This is a genomic window from Bradyrhizobium sp. 33ap4, assembly GCF_032654765.1.
GTDB lineage: Bacteria > Pseudomonadota > Alphaproteobacteria > Rhizobiales > Xanthobacteraceae > Bradyrhizobium > Bradyrhizobium australafricanum.
The window spans coordinates 1-15,958 of sequence record NZ_JAUMTJ010000067.1 but is presented as its reverse complement, the minus strand read 5'-3'; the positions used below and the strand labels follow the sequence as shown (position 1 = coordinate 15,958).

Annotated in this window: 17 protein-coding genes and 1 tRNA gene; 6 read left to right on the top strand and 12 right to left on the bottom strand. The window is 65.7% G+C overall.

What is annotated here, in order from left to right; translation table 11 throughout:
* Positions 1-136 precede the first annotated feature (136 nt).
* The 6 genes from Q2M23_RS36125 to Q2M23_RS36100 form a co-directional block, all read right to left on the bottom strand.
* Positions 137-601 (bottom strand): low molecular weight phosphatase family protein, encoded by a 465-nt coding sequence (locus Q2M23_RS36125; RefSeq protein ID WP_076828053.1) that lies wholly within the window; start codon positions 599-601, stop codon positions 137-139.
* 114 nt (positions 602-715) lie between these two features.
* The gene (locus Q2M23_RS36120) at positions 716-1,222 is read right to left on the bottom strand and encodes a UPF0262 family protein (RefSeq protein WP_316398580.1); all 507 of its coding nucleotides are present in this window, start codon (positions 1,220-1,222) and stop codon (positions 716-718) included.
* Positions 1,219-2,514 carry a histidinol dehydrogenase gene (gene hisD, locus Q2M23_RS36115; protein ID WP_316398578.1) on the bottom strand — a complete coding sequence of 432 codons (1,296 nt, stop codon included), beginning with the start codon at positions 2,512-2,514 and terminating at the stop codon, positions 1,219-1,221. Before hisD ends, Q2M23_RS36120 begins: the two co-directional genes overlap by 4 nt.
* Positions 2,515-2,712: 198 nt before the next feature.
* Positions 2,713-3,141, bottom strand: a complete 429-nt coding sequence (locus tag Q2M23_RS36110; protein WP_057018152.1) for a DUF2948 family protein — start codon at positions 3,139-3,141, stop codon at positions 2,713-2,715.
* Positions 3,142-3,225: 84 nt separating this feature from the next.
* Positions 3,226-3,885, bottom strand: coding sequence for an epimerase (locus tag Q2M23_RS36105; protein ID WP_253638532.1), 660 nt, complete (start codon positions 3,883-3,885; stop codon positions 3,226-3,228).
* Positions 3,886-3,914: 29 nt separating this feature from the next.
* Positions 3,915-4,853, bottom strand: a complete 939-nt coding sequence (locus tag Q2M23_RS36100; RefSeq protein ID WP_316398576.1) for an SDR family oxidoreductase — start codon at positions 4,851-4,853, stop codon at positions 3,915-3,917.
* A 106-nt stretch (positions 4,854-4,959) separates the two neighbouring features.
* Between Q2M23_RS36100 and Q2M23_RS36095 the strand changes: the two genes are divergently transcribed.
* Positions 4,960-5,628 carry a TetR/AcrR family transcriptional regulator gene (locus Q2M23_RS36095; protein ID WP_410469810.1) on the top strand — a complete coding sequence of 223 codons (669 nt, stop codon included), beginning with the start codon at positions 4,960-4,962 and terminating at the stop codon, positions 5,626-5,628.
* Positions 5,629-5,980: 352 nt separating this feature from the next.
* On the opposite strand, the gene Q2M23_RS36090 is transcribed toward Q2M23_RS36095, so the two are convergent.
* The 5 genes from Q2M23_RS36090 to Q2M23_RS36070 all read right to left on the bottom strand — a co-directional run bounded on the left by Q2M23_RS36090 (position 5,981) and on the right by Q2M23_RS36070 (position 10,041).
* Positions 5,981-6,805: an alpha/beta fold hydrolase gene (locus tag Q2M23_RS36090; RefSeq protein ID WP_050382324.1), complete on the bottom strand. Its 825-nt coding sequence runs from the start codon at positions 6,803-6,805 to the stop codon at positions 5,981-5,983.
* 129 nt (positions 6,806-6,934) lie between these two features.
* Complete coding sequence (locus Q2M23_RS36085) at positions 6,935-7,435, bottom strand: hypothetical protein (protein ID WP_057018160.1); 501 nt, start codon at positions 7,433-7,435, stop codon at positions 6,935-6,937.
* 177 nt (positions 7,436-7,612) lie between these two features.
* A complete protein-coding gene (locus Q2M23_RS36080) occupies positions 7,613-7,921 on the bottom strand; it encodes a UBP-type zinc finger domain-containing protein (protein ID WP_057018148.1) in 309 nt (102 codons plus the stop codon).
* Positions 7,922-8,089: 168 nt separating this feature from the next.
* Positions 8,090-9,787 (bottom strand): FAD-dependent oxidoreductase, encoded by a 1,698-nt coding sequence (locus Q2M23_RS36075; protein ID WP_316398573.1) that lies wholly within the window; start codon positions 9,785-9,787, stop codon positions 8,090-8,092.
* 41 nt (positions 9,788-9,828) lie between these two features.
* Positions 9,829-10,041 carry a hypothetical protein gene (locus Q2M23_RS36070; protein WP_194295391.1) on the bottom strand — a complete coding sequence of 71 codons (213 nt, stop codon included), beginning with the start codon at positions 10,039-10,041 and terminating at the stop codon, positions 9,829-9,831.
* A gap of 325 nt (positions 10,042-10,366) precedes the next feature.
* On the opposite strand from Q2M23_RS36070, the gene Q2M23_RS36065 reads away from it, so the two are divergent.
* Positions 10,367-10,441: transfer RNA gene (locus Q2M23_RS36065), tRNA-Thr, on the top strand.
* A gap of 56 nt (positions 10,442-10,497) precedes the next feature.
* Here the strand turns inward: Q2M23_RS36065 and Q2M23_RS36060 are convergent.
* A complete protein-coding gene (locus Q2M23_RS36060) occupies positions 10,498-10,623 on the bottom strand; it encodes a hypothetical protein (RefSeq protein ID WP_256527829.1) in 126 nt (41 codons plus the stop codon).
* A gap of 99 nt (positions 10,624-10,722) precedes the next feature.
* Here Q2M23_RS36060 and Q2M23_RS36055 point away from each other — a divergent pair, with 99 nt between their 5' ends.
* The 4 genes from Q2M23_RS36055 (at position 10,723) to Q2M23_RS36040 (ending at position 15,819) form a co-directional block, all read left to right on the top strand.
* Complete coding sequence (locus Q2M23_RS36055; protein WP_076830928.1) at positions 10,723-11,043, top strand: hypothetical protein; 321 nt, start codon at positions 10,723-10,725, stop codon at positions 11,041-11,043.
* A 356-nt stretch (positions 11,044-11,399) separates the two neighbouring features.
* On the top strand, positions 11,400-12,143 hold the full coding sequence (locus Q2M23_RS36050) for an outer membrane protein (protein WP_316398570.1): 744 nt from the start codon (positions 11,400-11,402) through the stop codon (positions 12,141-12,143).
* A 250-nt stretch (positions 12,144-12,393) separates the two neighbouring features.
* A complete protein-coding gene (locus Q2M23_RS36045; RefSeq protein WP_141342965.1) occupies positions 12,394-14,538 on the top strand; it encodes a methyl-accepting chemotaxis protein in 2,145 nt (714 codons plus the stop codon).
* Positions 14,539-14,754: 216 nt separating this feature from the next.
* Entirely contained in the window at positions 14,755-15,819 is a 1,065-nt protein-coding gene (locus tag Q2M23_RS36040; protein WP_026191925.1) for an MBL fold metallo-hydrolase, read from the top strand.
* Positions 15,820-15,958: the final 139 nt, after the last annotated feature.

Sequence of the window (15,958 nt, the reverse complement as noted above, 5' to 3'; positions counted from 1 at the left end):
ATGCACAACCTTGGAACCGGCCGCGAATCGCGCCCCCGCCTGAGACCAGGCCCCATAAGCACAGCTGTTTGTCAGTCTGGCGACAAGCGGCGGTTCTGCGAATCGGAACAAGCTGGTCCCCTCGCCTCGCCGAGCCTCACAGGTTTGCCGCGCCGGCCCTGGCAAAGCGGCGGCGGATGCGCAGCAACAGGCCGTCGCAGACCTCGCGGTAGGCGGCGAGCTTCTGCTCGCGGTTGCCGCTGGTGCCGGTCGGATCCTGCGTCGGCCAGTATTCGACATCGGCGGCGAGCGTGCGGGTGAGATCCAGCGCCCTGTGGTGCGCCTCCGGCGACAGCGTGATGATGAGATCGAAGTTCAGCCCCTCCCAGTCCTCGAGCTCCTCGAAGGTTTGCGGCTTGTGGCTGGAAATGTCCTGGCCGAGTTCGGCCATGACCGAGACGGCGAACGGGTCGAGCTCACCCTTCTTGACGCCGGCCGAGCGGACATAGAGGCCTTGCGGAAACATCTGCTGCAGCAGGCTTTCGGCCATCGGCGACCGCACGCTGTTCAGGCCGCATGCGAACAGCACGGCCTGGGGGTTGCGCGCGCGCGGCGCTTCCATGCGATCAGGCTTTTTTCGATCGGGGTACGCCCCCGTCAATCACCGCTTCACCGATCATGCGCCACTTCGATTGGCGCATAATCTGATCCGAAAACCGGTATCCACTTAACGGGATCATGCGCCTTCACCCTTCCAGTGCAGCACAGTGATCAGCGTGAACAGCCGCCGCGCGGTCTCGAAATCGACGCGCACCTTGCCCTTGAGCCGCTCCTGCAGCGTGCGCGAGCCCTCGTCATGGATGCCGCGGCGGCCCATGTCGATCGCCTCGATCTTGTCCGGCGTCGCGGTCCGGATCGCCTGATAGTAGCTGTCGCAGATCATGAAGTAGTCCTTCACGACACGGCGGAACGGAGTCAGCGACAACAGATGCGCGACCACCGGCGCGCCGTCCTCCTTGCGGATATCGAACATCAGCCGGTTGCCGGTGATCGCGATATGCAGGGTGTAAGGCCCCGGCCCGGCGGCGTCCTCGGGCGCGAACAGGTTCTGCTCGATCAAATCGTAGATCGCGATCGCCCGTTCATGCTCGATATCGGGCCCGGAACGGCCGATCGATTCCTCGTCGAGCGTCACCGCGACGATGCGATTGTTGGAATCCTCGTCGTCTGGTGGCTTGTTCATGAGAGGTTGAGGCGCAATCCGACGGAACGTGAATGGGCATCGAGACCCTCGGCCTGGCCGAGCGTCATCGCGGCGGGCCCGAGCGCACGGAGTTGATCCGGCCCGCACCGCAGGATCGAGGTTCGCTTCATGAAGTCAAGCACCCCGAGGCCCGAGGAGAACCGCGCCGAGCGCGCGGTCGGCAGCACATGGTTGGAGCCGCCGACATAGTCGCCGATCGCCTCCGGGGTATGGGCCCCGAGGAAGATCGCCCCGGCGTTGCGGACCTTGTCCGACAGGCCCTCGGCATCCGCGGTCATGATCTCGAGATGCTCGGCCGCGATCGCATTGGCGAGCTCGACCGCGTCGTCGAGTTTTGCCACCTTGATCACGGCACCGAAGTCGTTCCACGAGGTGCGGGCGATCTCGCCGCGCGGCAAGGTCGCTAGCTGCGTCTCGACCGCGCGCTCGACGTCGGCGGCGAGCCGTGCACTGTCGGTGATCAGGATCGACTGCGCGCTGACGTCATGCTCGGCCTGGGCCAAGAGGTCGGCCGCGATCCAGTCGGCATTACCGGTGTCGTCGGCGATGACCAGCACCTCGGAGGGGCCGGCGATCATGTCGATGCCGACCTTGCCGAACACCAGCCGTTTTGCCGCGGCGACATAGGCGTTGCCGGGGCCGACGATCTTGGCGACCGGCGCGATTGTCGCGGTGCCGTAGGCCAGTGCCGCCACCGCCTGGGCGCCGCCGACGCGGTAGATTTCCGAGACGCCGCCGAGATGGGCGGCGGCGAGCACCAGCGGGTTGAGCTTGCCGTCCGGCGCCGGAACCACCATCACCACCCGCGGCACGCCGGCGACCTTGGCCGGCACCGCGTTCATCAGCACCGAGGACGGATAGGCCGCGGTGCCGCCGGGCACGTAGAGGCCGACCGCATCGACCGCGCTCCAGCGCCAGCCGAGCTCGACGCCGGCGGCATCGGTGAAGCGCTCGTCCTTCGGCAACTGGCGGCGGTGGAAGGTCTCGATCCGGTCGCGCGCGAACCTCAGGGCCTCGACGGTCTTGGGGTCGCAGGCCGCCACCGCGGCGTCGATCTCGGCTGCGGTAATGCGCAGGCCGGCCGCGTCGATATCGAGCCGGTCGAACTTTTTGGTCGCCTCGAGCAGCGCCGCGTCGCCGCGGGCCGCCACGTCGTCGACGATCGTGCGGGTGGCGCGCTCGACGTCGGCCGACACCTCGCGCTTGGCCGCCAGGAAATCGCGGAATCGCTGCTCGAAATCGGCGCTCTGTCGGTCCAGGCGAACGGGCATGACGGCTTTCTTAGGAGGAATTCGGGTCCCTGCTCAATGGCGCGACGGATAATGGCCGTCAACCCTTGGGGGATGTCATTCCGGGATGGTCCGAAGGACCAGACCCGGAATCTCGAGATTCCGGGTCTGGTCCGGAGCCTGTCATCGGGCCGCGCCTTGCGCGGACCCGTTGGGACCGCCCCGGAATGACGTGCCCAATCACCCCGGCGCCACGCCGAGATCGTCGATGCCCAGATCGGTCAATTCGCACTCCAGGCACTCGACATCCAGCCGCAGCGCCCCACCATGGCCGAACATCAGGAGCGCGCTGCCGCCCGGCGGGTCGGAGGCATAGAACTCGATCCCGAGCAGTTCCAGGGTGGCTTCCGGGACTTCCAGGTCGATATTGCGCGACTTGCATGCCAGCACCCGGTCGAACCTGAGCGCGGCGATCAGCCGCCGCGAGCAGGCGCCGCCCGACAGGGTCTGCTCCCAGTCCAGCCGGTTCAGGCCGACCACGAGCCGCTTCTCGTCCTGGCGCCAGACGATGTCGGAGGGCTGGACGTGGGCGTCCTGCACATGAGCCGAGATGACCGCGAGGTCATCGGCATCGAGAGCAATCAGTTTCAGCGGCGCGGGTGGGGACATGACGGTGGTTATAACGCCTCGCGGCCCGGGAGGTACCAAGAGACCTGGCGAAATCGCCGCGCGAGGGAACCGGCCCACCACGCTTCAGAGGCGATTGATGTCCTCGCTCTCCAGCACCGGCCTGGGGTAGCCGTCGCGGGCGACCTTCAGCATGGCGCGGCCGAGCTGTTCCGATGTCGTCATGTAGCTCGGGGCGACCCGCACCAGAAAGGAAAGCAGCGGCGAGGTCGCGAGATAGATCGCCTGCACCCAGCCGGTCTTGGAGCGGACGCCATGCAGCGGCTGGATCCCGGCAGGCCGGAACATGTAGGCGGCCTTGAACGGCAGCTTGAGCAAATCGTTCTCGGTCTTGCCCTTCACCCGCGCCCACATCAATGGGCCGCGCTCGGTGGAATCGGTGCTACGCCCCGTGACATAGGTGAACACCATGCCGGGATTGAGCCGCGCCAGCACCGTCGCCGCGGCCAGCGTGATGTCGTAGGTGAGATGGCGGTAGCGTGCCTCGTCCATGCCGATCGAGGAGACGCCGAGGCAGAAGAAGCAGGCGTCGTAGCCGGCAAGCTGAGGCTCGATCGCGCTGTAATCGACGAAATTGTCGTGGATCAACTCGACAAGCTTGGCATCGCGCTGCCCGGTCGGGCTGCGCCCAACCGCGAGCACGCGCTCGACGCCGGGATCGAGCAGGCATTCGCGCAGCACGCCCTGCCCGACCATGCCGGTCGCGCCGAACAGGATGACCTTCATCTCGATTGCCCTGCTGCCGCCCGATCCGTTCAGGCGGCGGTTGCGACCTGATCAAACGATACACCGGTCAGCGCCGCCGAGATATCCCATAGCCGCTGCGCTACCGCGATGTCCCTGGCGTGCGGCATGATGCGCGCCGGCGCAGGTGGGCCCTTCAACTCGTAGAACCCGTTGGGCCCGTAATAGCCGCCCGGCTGGGCCGCGGCTGAGGTCGCCGCGAACAGCGTCGGCAATGCGCCCGCCGCCGCGGAGTGGCTCATGATCGGCTGCAAATATCGACCGAACCGCCACGACAGGCTGTCGGTGCCGGGACCGTTCGGGATCAGCTCGGTGCGCGCGTAGCCGGGATGCGCGGCATTGCTCATCAGTCCCCAGCCGTTGATCGCACTGCGACGCTGCAGTTCGAGCGCGAACATCAGCATCGCAAGCTTCGACTGGCAGTAGGCGCGCCACGGCGCGTAGGAACGGCGGGCCTGCAGATCGTCGAAATTGATGACGCCGGAGCGATGCGCAAGGCTGGAAAGATTGACGACGCGGGTGTTGTGGCCGCGGCGGAGCTGCGGCAACAGCAGCGCGGTCAACGCATAGTGGCCGAGATAGTTGGTGCCGAACTGCATCTCGAACTCGTCAGCGGTGACCTGCCGCGTCGGCAGCGACATCACCGCGGCATTGTTGATCAGGAGATCGAGCGTGGTATGCGTGGCGGCGAAGCGCCCGGCGAAATCGGCAACCGATGCGAGGTTCGCGAGGTCGAGCGTTTCATAGGTCACCGCGGCATCGGGAAGCTGCGCGCGGATTCGCGCCAGCGCGTCCTGCCCCTTGGCGCCGTTGCGGCCGGTGAGCACGACATTGGCGCCGGCGCGCGCCAGTTCCAGCGCGGTCTCATAGCCGAGTCCGCCGGTAGCGCCCGTGATCACGGCGGTCCTGCCGCCCTGCCGCGGAATGTCTGCAGTGCTCCAGCCGGTCATGCTTATATCTCCTTGCGACACGATTCGGGTTTCTCGTCGGGTTCCTGCGGGTCCAGCCGCATCCGACGAAATGTGCACTAAGTGCATTTTTGCAAGGGGTGAAAAATTGCAACGTCCGGCGCCCGCGCGCAAACCGGCCAGGAAATCGGCCAAGAAACCGGTCAAGTCGGCGCAATCCAAAGCGAATCCGGCGCCGCCGGCGGCGGGCCTGCGCGCACGCAAGCGGCAGGAGACCCGGGAACGGCTGACCAAGGCGGCGATGATGCTGTTTCTCGAGCGCAGCTTCGAGGCGACCACGCTCGACGACATCGTCGCCGCCGCCGACGTCTCGCGCCGCACCTTCTTTCACTATTTCGCCTCGAAGGAAGACGTGGTGCTGGCCTGGCAGGAGGACGGTACCGCGGCACTGATCGCAGCCGTTGCGGCGCGCCCGGCCACTGAATCCATGCTGCAGGCCGCCGAGAACGCCATCGCCGACATGGTCAAGCAGATCGACCCGCGCGAGGCGGTCGCGCTGGCGCGGCTGAAGCGCGACAATCCAGCGCTGCAGGCGCGCGATCAGGCCAAATATGAAGGGCTTGAGCGCGAACTCGCCAACGCGTTGCTCAAGCGCGCCAACCACAGGAGCGACCGGATGAAAGCCCGGCTGGTCGCGATGATCACGACCGGCGCGATGCGCGTCGGCAGCGAGCTCTGGGCCGACGATGGCGCCCGCGAGAAGCCGGACCTGGTCGCCAAGCGCCTGTTCGCCGCGATCCGCGCGATTTTCGAGTGAGCCAGCCGATCACGGCGCTTCCGAAACATAGTCTCCGTAAGGCGAGCACATGCTTCGGACTCCTCCCCCTTGTGGTAGGGCAATCGCATATGGCCGTTTGAGGCGATCGGAGTTCCCACAAACTCGTCATGCCCGAGCTTGTCCCGGGCATCCACGTCTTCGTTTCCACGCGAAGAGAAGACGTGGATGGCCGGGACAAGTGTTTAGCCCGGCCATGACGGCGCGGAAGAATCGGTTCATTCCGTATGCGATTGCCCTGCCCCTTGTGGGGAGAGGAGTGAGCCACCGGGCGAGGTGGATTGAGGCTGCGCAATGTTGAGACGCGCGGCGCAGAGCACAGCCTCTCTCACCTTCAGCCCTTGATGAACGCCAGCAGGTCGGCGTTGATCGTCTCGGCCTCCGTCGTCGGCATGCCGTGCGGAAAACCCTTATAGGTCTTCAGCGTGCCGTTCTTCAGAAGCTTGGCCGAGAGCGGGGCGGAGTCGGCGTAGGGCACGATCTGGTCGTCGTCGCCATGCATCACCAGCACCGGCACGTTGATCTTCTTCAGATCCTCGGTGAAGTCGGTCTGCGAGAACGCGACGATGCCGTCGTAATGCGCCTTGGCGCCGCCCATCATGCCCTGCCGCCACCAGTTCTGGATCACGGCTTCCGACGGTTTTGCGCCGGGCCGGTTGTAGCCGTAGAACGGCCCGGCCGGCAGGTCGCGGTAGAATTGCGAGCGATTGGCGGCGAGTTGAGCCTGCAAGCCGTCGAATACCGACTTCGGCAAGCCGCCGGGATTATTCGCCGTCTGCACCATCAACGGCGGCACCGCGCTCAGGATCGCCGCCTTCGCCACCCGGCTCTCGCCGTGGCGGGCGATGTAGTGCACCACCTCGCCGCCGCCGGTGGAATGGCCGACATGGACGGCGTTCTTCAGATCGAGATGCGCGGTGACGGAAGCGAGGTCGTCGGCATAGTGATCCATGTCATGACCGTCGGCGACCTGGGCGGAGCGGCCGTGGCCGCGGCGGTCATGGGCGACGACGCGAAAGCCGTGCCCCACGAAGAACAGCATCTGCGCGTCCCAGTCGTCCGACGACAGCGGCCAGCCATGGCTGAACACGATCGGCTGGCCCGAGCCCCAATCCTTGTAGAAAATCTCGACGCCGTCTTTGGTGGTGATGGTGGGCATTTGATTGCTCCTCTTGTTGCCAATGCGTCATTCCGGGGCACGCGAAGCGTACCCGGAATCTAGAGATTAGATTGCGAGATTCCGGGTTCGACGCTGCGCGTCGCCCCGGAATGACGAGGTGTTGTCAGATCAGGCGAACGTGACCGCCCTGAACCGGCGCCAGGCACCGATGGTCACCAGGACGAAGAACACCAGCACGATGCCCTGCACCACGGCAAAGACCGGCCCGGATGGCGGGTTCGGCGGCACGGCTGGCGCCAGCGCCTGCAACGCCGGCACCTTGAGGAAGCTCTGGATGACCAGCACGAAGACGTTGAGATAGAGCGAGACCATCGCGGTCACGATATAGATCGGACGCCAGGCGCCCTTGAGCTGCATCGCATAGAGCGCAATGCAGGCGATCGCGAGCAGCACCAGCGAAAGCCCGCCGATGATGTGCGACGGCAGCAGCTTCTCGGTCACCAAAGGCGGGATCACGAAGCCGGTGGCGCTGGTCAGGATCGTGAGCGCGAGGAAGATCGCGGTCAGCCCCGGCATCGCGCGCGAGCCGAGCAGCCCGAACATCACGAGCACGCCGGCGACGATTGCAATCAGGCTGATAATGACGTGCACGAGCACCAATGTCGTCATGTGGCGCACTCCCCGTTGAGACCCGCGTGCGAGGTTACGATGCGTGACGGAAAATTGCTACATGCTTCGATGGCAGGACGGCCGACATCCCATCAAAAATTGCCGGCGCGGGCGATTGCTGAAAATTTTCGCACATATGTCACACGATGCGGCACGTGCGCCGTGCGAGAAGCCTCATCAATAATAGCGCGGGATCGGTCCGTTATGCGGCGTCTTGCGCTTCGACAGGTCGAACAGCACCTCGTCGACATAGCACCAGCCCCAGCCTTCCGGCGGATCGTAGCCCTCGATCACGGGATGGCCGGTGGCGTGGAAATGCGCCGTCGCATGCCGGTTCGGCGAGTCGTCGCAGCAGCCGACATGGCCGCAAGTGCGGCAGATGCGCAAATGCAGCCAGCGGCTGCCGCTCTTCAAGCATTCCTCGCAGCCAAGCGCACTCGGCGTGACATCCTGGATGCCGGCGATATGGGTGCAGCCTTTCGTCATTTTTCGGCCCTTACCTGTCGCAGCTATCTGATCCGTCATCCTGAGGTGCGAGCTCTTGCGAGCCTCGAAGGATGCACGGCCACACTGTGGCCGATTCATCCTTCGAGACGCCGCTTCGCGGCTCCTCAGGATGACGGGAAAACGTTTGCGTGCGTCGCATCGACGTTGCTACAGTGTGTGATCACCCGCGTCAGCGAGATAGCCGTGCAGCGCGGCCACCACCTGAGCGCCCTCGCCGATCGCGCCGCCGACGCGCTTGACCGATCCGGAGCGGACGTCGCCGACCGCGAACACGCCGGGCACCGTGGTCTCGAGCAGCGGCACGGCGCGCGCGCCTTCGCCGGTCTGCACGCCGGTCATCACGAAGCCGCCGCGGTCGACCTGCACCCCGCAGCCCTCGAGCCAGCCGGTCGCCGGATCGGCGCCGACAAACAAAAAGAGATTGCGGATATCCATGGTGAACTCGTCGGGCGCGAGCCGGCTGCGCCAGCGCACCCGCTGCAGCGTCTCCGCGCCGTCGAGCCCGATCACCTCGGTGTTGAACATCAATTCGATATTCGGCGTCGCCTCGATGCGCTCGATCAAATAGCGCGACATGCTGGCTCCGAGCCCGCCGCCGCGGATCATCATGTTGACCTTGCGGGCATGCGCCGACAGGAACACCGCCGCCTGCCCCGCGGAGTTGCCGCCGCCGACCAGCACGACGTCCTGGTTGGCGCAGAGCCGCGCCTCGATCGGCGAGGCCCAGTACCAGACGCCGCGGCCTTCAAACGCATCGAGATTGTCGATCTCGGGCCGGCGATAGCGCGCCCCGCTGGCGACCACCACGGATTTCGCGCGCAGCGTATGCCCGCAGGCGGTGTCGAGCACGAATGCGCCGGACGCTTTCGTGCAGTCGAGCGATTTGATCGAGACCGGGATCAGCATCTCGGCGCCGAATTTCTGGGCCTGGTTGAAGGCGCGCCCGGCCAGCGCCTGGCCGGAGATGCCGGTCGGAAAGCCCAGATAGTTTTCGATGCGCATGCTGGCGCCGGCCTGGCCGCCGAAGGCGCGGGAATCGAACACCGCAACCGACAGGCCTTCCGACGCCGCATAGACCGCGGTGGCAAGCCCGGCCGGGCCGCTGCCGACCACGGCGACATCGTAGAGTTTTTCATGCGCGCTGTTGCCGATCATGCCGAGCGCCATCGCAAGCGCGGTCTCGGACGGATTGCGCAGCACCGTGCCGTTGGGACAGACCACCAGCGGCAGCTCGGCGCGCGTCGGCGAATAGCGCGCGACGATGTCGGCGGCATCCTTGTCGGTCTCGGGATCGAGGAGGTGGTGCGGCTGGCCGTTGCGCGCCAAAAAATTCTGCAGCGACGCCATGTTGCCGACCGAGGCGGGGCCGATCAGCACCGGCCCGCCGGCGCCGCCCTGGATCAGGCTGACGCGGCGCAGGATCAGCGCGCGCATGATGCGTTCGCCGAGATCGGCCTCCGCAACCAAGAGCGCGCGCAGCCGGTCGGGCGGCAGCAGCAGCGTCTCGACCACCCCATCGGCATGGCCGTCGACCAGCGCCGGGCGGCCGGAGAGCTGGCCGATCTCGGCGAGGAACTGGCCCGGTCCCTGGTCGATGATCGGCGCGACATGGCCGAGGCCGTCGCGCTGGGTGATCGAGACATTGCCCGACAGCACCACGAACATGCCGGGCCCGGGCTTGCCGGTCTCGAACAGCGCCTCGCCGTCCTGGTATGAGCGCGGCTCGCCGAAGCGGCGCATCCGCTCGATCTCGTGCGCGGTCAGGGTCGGAAAGGTCTGCTCATGGCGCGGGAAGGCGTAGGCGGTTGCGCTCAGCCGATCGATCGTCGTCTCATCTACAGCCATCTCGGCAACCCGCTTCCTTATAACAATGCGCACGAACCGGGTTAACGGCGCGGCTCGTTTCCGCCGGCGTCATCTGGTGAGCCGCCATCTAGCGAACCATGGGCGGCTTCGGAAGAGGCCGCATCGTCACGACCGCGCGCCTGCGATTTCCGCCGCTTCAGGTTTTCGCGCAGCGCCAGCTTGAGACGATCCTGTCGTGAATCCTTCACGCGGGCTCCGGCCTGCCCGCCGCCTCTGTCCTGGTCGCCTGTCATTGCATAACTCTCGAACCGCCGCCGCCCTGCGCAAGGGGAGGATAGGCCGAGCATAGCCAATGGCGGATGCCCGCGCACCCTGCCCGGTCGGCCAGTTGCGGCGATATGATTCGGCGGCAAGCGCGGATCGGGATAGTTTCGGCGCAATCGGGAACCCAATCCGGCCGAAATCGGCCAGATTGGCCGGAATCATCGGCGAGGCGGTCGATTTCTGCCGATTTCAAGGGCGGCAGGGGCGCTGTTTCGCTTGCGCCAAAGGGAGGCCTGTGGCAAGAACCGCCCGCTTGGACGGGCCCTTGGGGCCGATTCAATTTTTCCCGGGCATGCTGCCGTAGCTCAGTGGTAGAGCACTCCATTGGTAATGGAGAGGTCGACAGTTCAATCCTGTCTGGCAGCACCAGGATCTTCGCAAACGATGGCAGTCGCAGGCACGCGGTGCGCCCGCGTGCGCTGGAATCAACGCGCCAGCAGCACACCCATCCCGCCGATCGTCAGCACGACGTAGAAGGCGAACACACTGCCGACCCATTTCCAATCGATCTGATCGTGTTCGGGGCTGAGGCTTTCGATGATGCCGTGCATGATGGTTTCCTTTAGAACTCGCCTGCGTGGCGTATAACCCGCGCCTCGAGCACATCATGTGACTCACTTCACATTTTGCCATCGCGGAGCGGACCAAGCGTGACCGGCCCAGAACTGAAGAAACTGCGCGAACATCTCGGCGAGGCGCTGGGCCGCGAGCTGACGGCGGCTGACATGGCAAAGCTGTGCGGGCTATCGGCCGCCGGCGGCGCCGAAAAACTGCGCAGGTGGGAAGTCACCGGCCCGACCCCGAAGGTCGCCGCCCTGCTGCGCGTGCTAGCGATGGCGAGCGAGCACTATCCGATCCTGGAGAAGTTCGACGTGTTCGATCGCCACGACGTCCCGGTCAAGGATCGCGCCGCCCGCCGCCAGGCGTTCCGCGAGCAGATGCGCGACGATGTGCGCAAGCGCCTGGCCTAAAGCGCGATGACATTAGGTTGAATCATCATCGCGCTTTAGCTCCTTGTTTGAGCATGATCTCCGCGCAAACGCGTTCCGCGTTTGTCGCGAGGGAAAACCGCTTCGCACTTTTCCGGATCATGCTCTAACCGACGGCTTGGTTAACAGGAAATGCGCGCCGCGCACACCGCGTTAAGCCTTGCTTCATTTCGGCTTAAGCGTTCGTTAGGCACAACAAAACGTTTCGCCGCAAAGGCTGCGACTTAACGCTCCGCGCAGCGTTCCGGTGACTGCATTTTATTCAAATGCGGTCTAACCCATCGCCGTGGATGGCGCCATTCACGCTGCGCCTCATGACTTGTCCGGAGACTACCCCCATGAAGAAGTTCCTGCTCGCAACCGCCGCCGTCGCGGCGGCCGTCGCTGCCTTTGGCGCGACCGCCAACGCCGCCGATTTCAACCGTGGCTATTATCAGAAGGCGCCCGCGCCTGTTTACGCCGCTCCGCTCTACAACTGGACCGGCTTCTATCTCGGCGGCCATCTCGGCGGTGTGTTCTCCCAGAACAACAATTTCAATGGCCTCGCGCTGTCCGACTCCGACGCCCGCTTCATGGGCGGCGTGCAGGCCGGTTACGACTGGCAGCTGTCGCCGATGTGGGTGATCGGCCTCGAAGGCCAGTATTCCTGGGTCGGCGGCCATCAGCTCAACGCGATCTTCCCGGGCGGCTACGTCTACAACAACAACCAGCGCGGCATCGGCTCGATCACCGGCCGCGTCGGCTACACCTGGGGTCCGGGCCTGATCTATGTGAAGGGCGGTTATGCCTATTCCGACAACAACGAAACGGTGACGCTCGGCGGCGCGCCGGTCGGCTTCAGGCTCAGCGACAACCACAGCAACGGCTGGACCATCGGCGGCGGCGCCGAATACATGTTCGCGCCGAACTGGTCGGCCAAGGTCGAGTACCAGTACTATGACTTCGGCGACAGCCGCTTCACCGCGCCGGGCGCGCTGGTGCCGGTCGGCAGCTTCCACAATGACGAGCACACGGTGAAGGCGGGCCTCAACTACCGCTTCAATCTCGGCAACCCCGGCGGCCCCGCTTACGGCCGCTACTGAGATCGCCCTTACAACCAGGCGTGGAAAAGGCCGGCTCACGCCGGCCTTTTTGCATCCGATCGCGTGCATCGATTCCGCACAGCGAACCGAGACGTCGCCACTGCGCGGCAGCCCTGAAAAATCCCGCAGATCGTCGCAATTTTCCCGATTTTGTTAACCGGCCGCACCGATACTCCCGCGCCGGGGAAACATCCAAGAGTAGTGGCCAAGGATAGTGGCCAAGCGTAGTGGGCCAGGGGGCACAGGGGCAATGGCGTTTCGGTTCAAGCTCGGCAAACCAAATCTCAAGCGTATCCATCTGCCGCAGATGGGCGTCAGGGGCAGCCTGTTCGCGGCGTTCGCTGTGATCGCAGGCATGGCGCTGGTGATCAGCGCAGGCGCCGGCATCGTGCTGCATCAGCTCGGCGGCACCATGACCGATCTCTCCGGCCGCGACATTCCGCGGCTTGCCGCGAGCCTGCAACTTGCCGCGCAAAGCGCTTCGCTCGCGGCGCAAGGCCCCGGCCTGCTCGCCGTGCAGAGCGAGGACGCGCTGAACGATCGCACCAAGAAGGTGCAGGACGTCGCGCGGCTCACCAGCGCCAAGCTCGGCGAGATCATCGAGCTCGGCGCCGACAAATCCGTGGTCAGCGCATTGCAGGAGAACGTCAAGAACACCGACGAGGCCACCAAGAGCCTGATCTCGGCGGCGCGCGAGCGGCTCGAGGTCGGCGCGCTGCGCGACAAGCAGTACAACGCACTGCGCAAGGCGCAGGCGGCGTTCGTCTCCGCCGCAAGTCCCGCGATGCTCGACGCGCAGACCCGGCTCAACGCCATCCTCGCCGCGGCCGAAGTCTCCGCGGACGACGCCACTGAAGCTGCCCGCACCGTCGGCCAGATCAGCAACGTGCTCGCCGCCGGCAATCTGATGGCCGCCGACATGACCGCGGCGCTGTCGGCCAATTCCAGCGAAACGCTCGATGCGATCGAGGCCGAGTTCAAGGCCGCGCGTGAACGCGTCAAGTCCAACCTCGAGGACCTGCCGAACAATCCCGCGATCGTTGCGGTGCGCGACACCGCCTCGAGGCTGCTCGTGCTCGGCGAAGGCAAGACCGGCGTGTTCAAGATCCGCCAGAAAGAGCTCGACGCGATCGACTACGGCCAGACCATCCTGGAAGAGACGCGCAAGCTCAATGTCGGGCTCGGCATCAGCGTCCAGCAGCTGGTCGACGCGGTGCAGAAGGAGACCGACAGCTCGACCTTCCAGGCACGGCAGCAGATCTCGCTCGCGACCATGGTGATGATCGGCCTCGGCGCCCTGACGCTGGTCGGCTCGTTCCTGTTCGTCTGGCTCTATGTCGGACGCAACATCCTGCGCCGCATCCGCGGCCTGCAGCGCTCGATGCAGCTGCTGTCCGACGGCGACCTCGACACCGAGATCCCGCAGAGCCGCCAGCGCGACGAGATCGCCGTCATGGCCGACGCGCTGCAGGTGTTCCGCGAGAGCATGGTCGAGAGCCGCGAGCTCACGGAAAACCAGAACAAGGACCGCAGCGCCAAGGCGGAGCGCGCCTCGCGCATGGAAGCGCAGATCGTCACGTTCGAATCCAACGTCCGCAGCGCGCTCGGCAGCCTGCAGACCGCGGCGAACTCGATGCAGTCGACTGCGCAGAGCATGTCGGCGACCGCGGACCAGTCGAGCGCGCTGGTCAACGCCGTCGCGTCGGCCGCCGAGGAAACCTCGGTCAACGTGCAGACGGTGTCGGCCGGCACCGAGGAGCTGTCGTCCTCGATCCAGGAGATCGGCCGCCAAGTCGTGACCTCGGCGGAGATCGCCCGCAAGGCGGTGGAGGAAGCCAGCGCCACCGACAGCACGATGCAGGGGCTTGCCGACAATGCCGCACGCATCAGCGTCGTGGTCGACCTGATCCAGACCATCGCCTCGCAAACCAATCTGCTCGCGCTCAACGCCACCATCGAGGCGGCGCGCGCCGGCGAGGCCGGCCGCGGCTTTGCCGTGGTCGCCTCCGAGGTGAAGAACCTCGCGAGCCAGACCGCGAAGGCGACCGAGGAAATCCGCCAGCAGATCGTCAGCATGCAGGAGGTGACGACGACGGCCGTCTCCGCGATCCGCAACATCTCGAGCACGATCGGCGAGATCAACGACGTCACCACCGCGATCGCCGCCGCGGTCGAGCAGCAGGGCGCGGCGACCCGCGAGATCGCCCGCAACATCCAGCATGCGGCGGGCGGCACCAGCGAGGTGTCGAGCAACATCGTCGGCGTGTCCACCGCGTCGGCCGAGGCGGGCACCGCCGCCGGCGAGGTGCTGAGCGCCTCCGACGCACTGCGCCGCGAGGCCGACGTGCTGCGCTCGGAGATCGACGGCTTCCTGTCGAACATCCGCGCGGCGTAGGTACAGCGTCGTTCCGGGGCTATGCGAAGCATAGAACCCGGAACCTCGAGATTCCGGGTTCGCCTCTTCGAGGCGCCCCGGAATGACGGGCACGTATTCGCAAGACCGTTCGCTTCATCCGGGCTACGGAATTCCGGCGATTTCTCGTCCCATTCTCCGGACGACTATCTGATTTTTCGGCTGGCGCGGCGGCCCGTGTGCCGCTAAGCCGGTAGGATGCATACGAAGACCGACCCCGTGCACTCCTCGGCGGAGGCACTGCGATACCCTTGGGAGAACCATCCCGGCCACGACCAGGTCGTGGAGGTGGCTCCCGGCGTGCTGTGGGCGCGGCTGAAGCTGCCGTTCCGCCTCAACCATGTGAACATCTATCTGCTCGCCGACGGCGACGGCTGGACCATGGTGGATGCCGGCTTCGGCAATGAGGAATCGATCGCGGCCTGGACCACGCTGTTCGAGGGGCCGCTGAAACACGTCAAGGTCACCCGCCTGATCGTGACGCATTCGCATCCCGACCATGTCGGTCTCGCCGGCTGGATCACCGAGCGCTTCGGCTGCCCGCTGTTCATGTCGCAGGTGGAATATCTGCAGTCGGTCTATCACCAGAACCGCGGCACCGAGGAGCGGCGCAACGCGCAGCGGCTGTTCTTCCGCCGCCATGGCATGGACGAGGACCTCACCGAGAAGCTGCTCGGCCGTGGCCAGGATTACCTGAAGCGCGTGTCAGTGCTGCCGCCGTCCTATCACCGCCTCACCCATGGCGACGAGGTCGTGATCGGCACGCGGCGCTTCAAGGTGATCACCGGCGGCGGCCACGCGCTCGACCAGGTGATGCTGTATTGCGCGGCCGACAAGCTGTTCCTGTCCGCCGACCAGGTGCTGAGCAAGATCTCGCCCAATGTCAGCGTCTGGGCGGTCGAGCCCGAGCAGAACTCGCTCGGCGAATATCTGGCCTCGCTGGCAAGCCTGACCACCACCCTGCCCTACGACGTGATGGTGCTGCCGGGCCACGGCGTGCCGTTCTACGGGCTGAAGACCCGGATCAAGCAGCTCGCCGATCACCATGAGGAGCGCTGCCGGCTGATCGCCGAGGCCTGCCGCGAGGTGCCGCAGACCTCCAAGGAGCTGGTGCCCGTGGTGTTCCACAAGCACGTGCTGGACGAGCACCAGATGGGCTTCGCCGCCGGTGAGCTGGTCGCCCATGTCAATTACATGCTGGTCGAGGGCCGCCTGACGGCCGAAATGCACGCCGACGGCATGCTGCGCTTCAAGACCACCTGAACCCGGCCGGGCGGCAAGGCATCGCCCGGCGATTTGACCGAAATCGAGCCGAACGGCCCCGGCTAGTAGCTCGTCACAGTGATTTTGACTCTTTGGGTATGCCTGGATAGGCGCGCCCCAGTTTGGTGCGAGCTTTGTC

What these genes read in the sequence shown, in the direction of transcription:
- Q2M23_RS36125 (WP_076828053.1), bottom strand. Translation starts at nt 601, where the DNA reads ATGGAAGCGCCGCGCGCGCGCAACCCCCAGGCCGTGCTGTTCGCATGC.
- Q2M23_RS36120 (WP_316398580.1), bottom strand. Translation starts at nt 1,222, where the DNA reads ATGAACAAGCCACCAGACGACGAGGATTCCAACAATCGCATCGTCGCG.
- hisD (WP_316398578.1), bottom strand. Translation starts at nt 2,514, where the DNA reads ATGCCCGTTCGCCTGGACCGACAGAGCGCCGATTTCGAGCAGCGATTC.
- Q2M23_RS36110 (WP_057018152.1), bottom strand. Translation starts at nt 3,141, where the DNA reads ATGTCCCCACCCGCGCCGCTGAAACTGATTGCTCTCGATGCCGATGAC.
- Q2M23_RS36105 (WP_253638532.1), bottom strand. Translation starts at nt 3,885, where the DNA reads ATGAAGGTCATCCTGTTCGGCGCGACCGGCATGGTCGGGCAGGGCGTG.
- Q2M23_RS36100 (WP_316398576.1), bottom strand. Translation starts at nt 4,853, where the DNA reads ATGACCGGCTGGAGCACTGCAGACATTCCGCGGCAGGGCGGCAGGACC.
- Q2M23_RS36090 (WP_050382324.1), bottom strand. Translation starts at nt 6,805, where the DNA reads ATGCCCACCATCACCACCAAAGACGGCGTCGAGATTTTCTACAAGGAT.
- Q2M23_RS36085 (WP_057018160.1), bottom strand. Translation starts at nt 7,435, where the DNA reads ATGACGACATTGGTGCTCGTGCACGTCATTATCAGCCTGATTGCAATC.
- Q2M23_RS36080 (WP_057018148.1), bottom strand. Translation starts at nt 7,921, where the DNA reads ATGACGAAAGGCTGCACCCATATCGCCGGCATCCAGGATGTCACGCCG.
- Q2M23_RS36075 (WP_316398573.1), bottom strand. Translation starts at nt 9,787, where the DNA reads ATGGCTGTAGATGAGACGACGATCGATCGGCTGAGCGCAACCGCCTAC.
- Q2M23_RS36070 (WP_194295391.1), bottom strand. Translation starts at nt 10,041, where the DNA reads ATGACAGGCGACCAGGACAGAGGCGGCGGGCAGGCCGGAGCCCGCGTG.
- Q2M23_RS36060 (WP_256527829.1), bottom strand. Translation starts at nt 10,623, where the DNA reads ATGCACGGCATCATCGAAAGCCTCAGCCCCGAACACGATCAGATCGAT.
- Q2M23_RS36050 (WP_316398570.1), top strand. Translation starts at nt 11,400, where the DNA reads ATGAAGAAGTTCCTGCTCGCAACCGCCGCCGTCGCGGCGGCCGTCGCT.
- Q2M23_RS36045 (WP_141342965.1), top strand. Translation starts at nt 12,394, where the DNA reads ATGGCGTTTCGGTTCAAGCTCGGCAAACCAAATCTCAAGCGTATCCAT.
- Q2M23_RS36040 (WP_026191925.1), top strand. Translation starts at nt 14,755, where the DNA reads ATGCATACGAAGACCGACCCCGTGCACTCCTCGGCGGAGGCACTGCGA.